Origin of the sequence: Streptomyces sp. NPDC057616 (assembly GCF_042800575.1) — a bacterium.
Taxonomy (GTDB): domain Bacteria; phylum Actinomycetota; class Actinomycetes; order Streptomycetales; family Streptomycetaceae; genus Streptomyces.
Genome location: NZ_JBHVGU010000006.1, coordinates 225,248 through 231,656, shown reverse-complemented (window position 1 = coordinate 231,656; position 6,409 = coordinate 225,248). Strand labels below are relative to the sequence as shown.

The 6,409-nt window shown below is 71.3% G+C and carries 5 protein-coding genes; 2 read left to right on the top strand and 3 right to left on the bottom strand.

What is annotated here, in order from left to right; genetic code table 11:
* Positions 1–176 precede the first annotated feature (176 nt).
* Positions 177–1,079 carry a tRNA (adenine-N1)-methyltransferase gene (locus tag ACFU97_RS09715; RefSeq protein WP_384253267.1) on the bottom strand — a complete coding sequence of 301 codons (903 nt, stop codon included), beginning with the start codon at positions 1,077–1,079 and terminating at the stop codon, positions 177–179.
* A gap of 50 nt (positions 1,080–1,129) precedes the next feature.
* Positions 1,130–2,722, bottom strand: a complete 1,593-nt coding sequence (locus tag ACFU97_RS09710; protein ID WP_384253264.1) for a site-2 protease family protein — start codon at positions 2,720–2,722, stop codon at positions 1,130–1,132.
* 174 nt (positions 2,723–2,896) lie between these two features.
* Between ACFU97_RS09710 and ACFU97_RS09705 the strand changes: the two genes are divergently transcribed.
* Both ACFU97_RS09705 and ACFU97_RS09700 read left to right on the top strand, forming a co-directional pair.
* A complete protein-coding gene (locus ACFU97_RS09705) occupies positions 2,897–4,021 on the top strand; it encodes a RecB family exonuclease (protein ID WP_384253261.1) in 1,125 nt (374 codons plus the stop codon).
* Between the two features lie 14 nt (positions 4,022–4,035).
* The gene (locus ACFU97_RS09700; protein WP_384253259.1) at positions 4,036–4,707 is read left to right on the top strand and encodes a response regulator; all 672 of its coding nucleotides are present in this window, start codon (positions 4,036–4,038) and stop codon (positions 4,705–4,707) included.
* Between the two features lie 94 nt (positions 4,708–4,801).
* Here ACFU97_RS09700 and ACFU97_RS09695 read toward each other — a convergent pair whose 3' ends face one another.
* On the bottom strand, positions 4,802–6,382 hold the full coding sequence (locus ACFU97_RS09695; protein WP_384253256.1) for an ABC transporter substrate-binding protein: 1,581 nt from the start codon (positions 6,380–6,382) through the stop codon (positions 4,802–4,804).
* Positions 6,383–6,409: the final 27 nt, after the last annotated feature.

Genomic DNA, 6,409 nt, shown 5'->3' with positions numbered 1-6,409 from the left:
ACGCCGGTGTCCGCGTCCTCGGCGGCGGTCCCGGCCGCGGGGGGTTTCTTGCCCGCCCCCCCCCGCCCCCCCGACACCAATGGGGTGGGGCCCCGAACGAAAGACAGGGTCCCCCCCCCCCCCCCCCCCGACCCCCCCCCCCCAGCGCCCGTTCGTTGAGTGCGGCACGGACCGCCCTAGCGGCCGGAGCCCCCGTCGGCGTTGGGACCGGCGTAGTCCTCGCCGTAGGCGCCCTTGGCGGGGCGGCGGCGGCGCATGGGCGGCTCGACACCGTCCGCGAGGCGGCGGGCGGTGAGGAGGAAGCCGGTGTGGCCGATCATCCGGTGGTCCGGGCGGACGGCCAGGCCCTCGATGTGCCAGTTGCGGATCATCGTCTCCCAGGAGGTCGGCTCGTTGAAGCAGCCGATCTCGCGGATGGACTCGACGGTCCGCGCGAGCTGGGTGGTGGTGGCGACGTAGCAGCACAGGATGCCGCCGGGCACGAGCGCCTTGGAGACGGCCTCCAGGCACTCCCAGGGGGCGAGCATGTCGAGGATGACGCGGTCGACGTCGGCGTCCGACAGGTTGTCCTGGAGGTCGCCGACGGTCAGCTGCCAGGCGGGGTGCGGGCCGCCGAAGTAGCGCTCCACGTTCTGCTGGGCGATCTCCGCGAAGTCCTCGCGGCGCTCGTAGCTGTGCAGCATGCCCTGGTCGCCGATGGCACGCAGCAGGAAGCTGCTGAGCGAGCCGGAGCCGACACCGGCCTCCACGACGCGCGCGCCCGGGAAGATGTCGGCGAAGGCGAGGATCTGCCCCGCGTCCTTCGGGTAGACGACGGCTGCCCCGCGGGGCATGGACAGGACGTAGTCGGGGAGCAGGGGGCGCAGCGCGAGGTAGGCGACGTTACCGGTGGTGCGGACAACGCTGCCCTCGGGAGCGCCGATCAGCTCGTCGTGCGGGAAGGAACCCTTGTGGGTGTGGAAGTTCTTCCCGGCCTCGAGCGTGAACGTGTAGTGGCGGCCCTTGGGGTCGGTCAGCTGAACCTGGTCCCCGACCTTGAAGGGCCCGCGCCTGCGGGCGGCACCGGTCGGTTCGGACATGTGAACAGCCTACCGGGGTTTGCGGGGGCCGCCGACCACCGGGACGACCCCTAGGACGGGCGGGCCATGGCCTTCACGAAGGCCCGCTCGACGTCGGCGGCGGACAGGACGCCGTAGATCGCACCGGTCTCCTCGACCACCAGGTACTCGGTGGCCGGGGTGGCCCGCAGGACGTCCAGGAGGTCCTCCCCCGCCAGTTCCGCGGAGACGCGCATGCCGTCGGTGAGGTCCTGGGCGAGACCGCTGACGGCGACCCAGGGGCGGCGGTGTTCCGGTACGCCGACGATGGCGGCCTCGCGCACCAGGGAGAGCGGGTTGCCGTCGGGGTCGACGACGACCAGGGCGCGCGCGCCCGCGGCGTTGGCGCGGCGCAGCGCCTCGGAGAGGGGGGTGTCGGTCTCGACCGGGACGGCGCGGCGGGTGAGGTTACGGGCGCGCAGCTCCGGCAGGTGCTCCCGGAGCCGGGCCATGCGCAGGCTGTTGCCGGCGCCGGTCCAGATGATGGCGGCGAGGATCGCGGCGAGCAGGGCGTCGGTGACGGTGTCCATGCCGACGCTGTCCTCGGCGGTGGAGCCGAGGGCGCCGGACTGGGTGAGCAGCGGGAGGCCGATCAGCACGGAGACGGCCAGGGCGCGGCCGACCCAGGCGGCGGCGACGGTGCCGGACATGGGCTTGCCGGTGATCTTCCAGACGACCGCGCGCAGCATGCGGCCGCCGTCGAGGGGCAGGCCGGGCAGCAGGTTGAAGATGGCGACGATCAGGTTGGAGACCATCAGGCCGGCCAGCAGCACGCCGGGGACGGTGCCGGGTTCCACGGGCTGCATGGCGACGTAGAAGAGGCCGGCGAGGACCAGGGAGAGCAGGGGGCCGACGAAGGCCAGGACGAACTCCCGGCCGGGGGTCTCCGCCTCCTTCTCGATCTCGGAGACGCCGCCGAAGAACTGGAGCTGGATGCGGCGCACGGGGAGCTTGAAGCGCAGGGCCGCGACCGTGTGGGCCAGTTCGTGGACGAGGACGGAGGCGTAGAAGGCGACCGCGAAGAAGAGGGAGACGAGATAGCGGGCGGCGCCGAGCTCGGGCAGCACGCGGTCGAGCTGGCCGCCGAACACCCAGGTGATCAGGGCGGCCACGAGGAACCAGCTGGGCGCGACGTACACGGGCACGCCGAAGGGGCGGCCCATCAGCAGCCCCCCGCGGGGGGACTCTGGGCGCCGGGGCGGGCGGGTGTCGGTGGCGCCGGAGTGAGCGAGGGTGCGTTCGTGGGCGGTGTGATCTGCGTGGGCGGCGTGATCTGCGTGGGCGCGATCCGTGTGATGCGCGTGGTCCGTGTGGTCTGTGTGGTCCGTGTGGTCCGTGTGGTCCGACGCGAGGCGTCCGTCCGCGGGGTTGCCGGCTGCCGGTCCGTCCGCGGAGTTCCCGCTTCCCCGGCCGTCCGCAGAGGTCGATTCCGGGTCGGTGCCGTGGGAGCTGTCACGGGCGTCGTTTTCCGTGGCCCCGCTGCCGTCCTCCGCCTCGGCGGCCTGCGGGGGCCGTCCGTCGGCCGGGGTGGATGAGGGGGCGGCCGGGGCCACCGGCCCTGCGTGGTGCTCGGCCGGCTCGTCGGTGCCGGACCGCGGCTGCCCGCTCCCGCCGCTCTCGTCCACGATGTCCCCTCGTTCGAAGCGTCTTCCGCGCCTGCCGGGCGGAAGGGTCTGGGGTCGATGGTATGCGGCCCTCGCGGCGTGTTCCGCCCCGGCACCCCCTCAGTTTTCCCGTGCGTCGCACCCGTCACGGGCTTGGCTGGGTCACTGTCAGTGGCGGGCCGTAAGGTCTGGGGCATGGAGACGAGCGCGGAGGGCCTGGCGGAGGCCCACAGCAGCGGTGCGGCGCAGGGCGATGCGCCGGTTCCCGGATCGGGCGGGGAGCCGGCGGTCGCCGAGGAGCCGCTGGTCGCTGTGGACCCGGTGATCGCTGCCGGGCCGGTGATCGCTGTGGACCCGGTGGTCGTTGCCGAGCCGATGGCGGCGGCCGTCGCGGAGCCGGCCGTCGCGGTGGAGCCGGCCGTGGACGGTGGGACGAGCCGGCGGGTGCCGGTGGCCGCCGCGCCCGCGAGCCTGTCGCCGTCGCGGGCCAGCGACTTCATGCAGTGCCCTCTCCTCTACCGCTTCCGCGTGATCGACCGGCTGCCCGAGAAGCCGAGCGAGGCGGCGACCCGGGGCACGCTGGTGCACGCGGTGCTGGAGCGCCTCTTCGACGCCCCGGCCGCGGACCGGACAGCGCCGCGCGCCAAGTCCCTGATCCCCGGGCAGTGGGACCGGTTGCGCGAGACCAGGCCGGAAGTGGTGGAGCTGTTCGCGGACGATCCCGAGGGCGAGCGGCTGGCGCGCTGGCTGGGCGAGGCGGAGCAGCTCGTCGAGCGCTGGTTCACCCTGGAGGACCCGACACGGCTCGAGCCGGTCGAGCGGGAGCTGTTCGTCGAGACCGAGCTGGAGTCGGGGCTGACGCTGCGCGGGATCATCGACCGGGTCGACGTGGCGCCCACGGGCGAGGTGCGGATCGTCGACTACAAGACGGGCAAGGCGCCCCGCCCCGAGTACGCCGAGGGCGCGCTGTTCCAGATGAAGTTCTACGCCCTGGTGGTGTGGCGGCTGAAGAACGTCGTGCCGCGGCGGCTGCAGCTGGTGTACCTCGGCAGCGGTGACGTGCTGACCTACGATCCTGTCCTCGCCGACCTGGAGCGCGTGGAGCGCAAGCTGCTGGCCCTGTGGGACGCGATCAGCAGGGCGACGGAGTCCGGCGAGTGGCGCCCGCGCCCCACCAAGCTGTGCGGCTGGTGCGACCACCAGGCCCACTGCCCGGAGTTCGGCGGCACTCCCCCGCCGTATCCGCTGGCGGTGCGGCCGGTGCCGGTGAGGGTGGTCGAGTCCGACGACGTCACGCAGGGCAGAATGGGGCCGGACTAGCGAAGGAGACTTACGTGGCCATCCGCGTCCTACTGGTCGACGACCAGCCGCTGCTGCGCACGGGCTTCCGGATGATCCTGGAGGCCGAGCAGGACATCGCGGTCGTCGGCGAGGCCGGAGACGGCCTCCAGGCTCTCGACCAGGTACGGGCGCTCCAGCCCGACGTGGTCCTGATGGACATCCGCATGCCCCGCATGGACGGGGTGGAGGCGACCCGGCAGATCACCGGGCCCGGGCGGGACGGCCCGGCGAAGGTGCTGGTGCTGACCACCTTCGACCTCGACGAGTACGTGGTGGAGGCGCTGCGCGCGGGCGCCAGCGGCTTCCTGCTGAAGGACGCGCCGGCCAACGAACTGGTGCAGGCCATCCGCGTGGTGGCCGGCGGCGAGGCCATGCTCGCGCCGAGCATCACCCGGCGGCTGCTCGACAAGTACGCCACCCATCTGCCCTCCGGCGAGGAGCCCGTCCCCGACACGCTGCACACCCTCACCGACCGCGAGGTGGAGGTGCTGAAGCTGGTGGCGCGCGGGCTGTCCAACGCCGAGATCGCCGCCGACCTGTTCGTCAGCGAGACCACGGTGAAGACGCACGTCGGCCATGTGCTGACCAAGCTGGGGCTGCGCGACCGTGTGCAGGCCGCGGTGTACGCGTACGAGAGCGGGCTGGTGCGTCCCGGCACGCAGTAGGCGCCGCGGCCGCATCCGCAGCCGTGACGGAAGAAGGGCGTCCCCCGAGTGGGGGCGCCCTTCTTCCGTGTGATCTCTCCGTGTGCCCGGTCGCTCAGTCCTTGCTGAGCTCCCAGAACCGGAACACGGTCGAGGCGTCCAGGCAGTACTCGAGGCCGTAGACGTTCTCCCGGGTCACGGCGTACTGCTTGGCCTGCCAGATCGGGAGGACCGGCAGCTGGTCGGCGACGATGTCCTGGAGCCGGCCGTAGTCGTTGTCCGTCGCGGAGCGGTCGCTCTGGGCGGCGGTGCGCGGGATGAGCGTGCCGGTGATCATGTTGTTGCTGTAGTTGTTGCTCAGCACGTTGCCCTTGCCGAAGAACGGCGCGGTGAAGTTGTCGGCGTCCGGGTAGTCCGGCACCCAGCCCTTCACGTACACGCCGTACTTGCCCTTGGCGATGTCCTTCTCGTACTGGTCGAAGGCCACGGACTTCACGTCCGCCTCGAACAGCCCGCTGTCGTTGAGCTGCTTGGCGATCGCCTTCAGCTCCTCGTCCGTGGCCGGGCCGTAGCGCGACGGGGTGGACCACAGGGTCAGCTTCACCTTGCCGGTGATGCCGTCGGCCTTCAGCGCGTCGGCGGCCTTGGCCGGCGAGGGACTGGCGCCGTAGGTGTCGAAGAAGGCCGTGTTGTGGCCCGCGATGCCCGCCGGGATGATCGAGTACAGCGGGGTGGCCGTGCCCTGGTAGACGTCCTTGATGAGGGCGTCGCGGTCGAGCAGGTAGGCGATGGCCTTGCGCACGCCGAGCTTGCCGGCGACCGGGTCCTTCATGTTGAAGACCAGGTGCTGGACCTCGGCGCTGCTGCCCTCGACGACCTCGACCTTGGAGTCGTTGTTGGCGTTCTGCAGGTCGGCGACGTCCTGGGCGGTCAGACCGCGGTAGGCGATGTCGACCTTGTCGTCCTGGAGGGCCTTCTTCAGCGCGGACTGGTTGCCGTGGAAGAACTTCAGCGTCACGCCGGAGTTCTTGACCTTGGCGGTGCCCTTGTACTTGTCGTTGACCGAGAAGACGGCCTTCTCCTTGTCGAAGGAGTCGAGCTTGTACGGGCCGGAGCCGATCGCCTTGCCGTCCTTGCGCAGCTTGTCGCCGGCGTACTGGGTGTGGTCGACGATCGAGCCGGCGCCGGAGGCTATCTTGCTCGGGAAGGTGGCGTCGGGGACCTTCAGCCGGAAGACGACGGTCTTCTCGTCCGGCGCCTCCACCTTCGCCAGCATGGGGAACATGATCGCCGGGCCCGCGGCGTCATTGATCTTGAGCATGCGGTCGAAGGAGAACTTCACGTCCTCGGAGGTCAGCTTGTCACCGTTGCTGAACTGCAGGCCGTCCTTGAGCGTGCACTTGTAGACCTTGGTCGAGGTGTCGGTGAACCCGCACGACTCGGCGGCCTCCGGCTCGGGCTCGGTCCCCCCGTTGGGGAAGCTGAGCAGCGATTGGAAGACGTTGTTGAACAGCAGCCAGGACCCCGGGTCGTAACCGGAGGCCGGGTCGGTGGCCAGCACGTCGTCCGACATTCCCATGACGACGGAGGATCCGGTTCCTCCGGAATCGCCGCTGTCGGCTCCGCAGCCCGTCAAAAGCCCGGAGGCCAGCCCTGCCACTACGGGCAGGACCGGCCACTGGTTGCGCATCTTCACGGCAATGTGCCTTCTCGTCGGTGTCAG

Coding starts and splice junctions, on each gene's coding strand:
- ACFU97_RS09715 (WP_384253267.1), bottom strand. CDS start 1,079: ATGTCCGAACCGACCGGTGCCGCCCGCAGGCGCGGGCCCTTCAAGGTC.
- ACFU97_RS09705 (WP_384253261.1), top strand. CDS start 2,897: ATGGAGACGAGCGCGGAGGGCCTGGCGGAGGCCCACAGCAGCGGTGCG.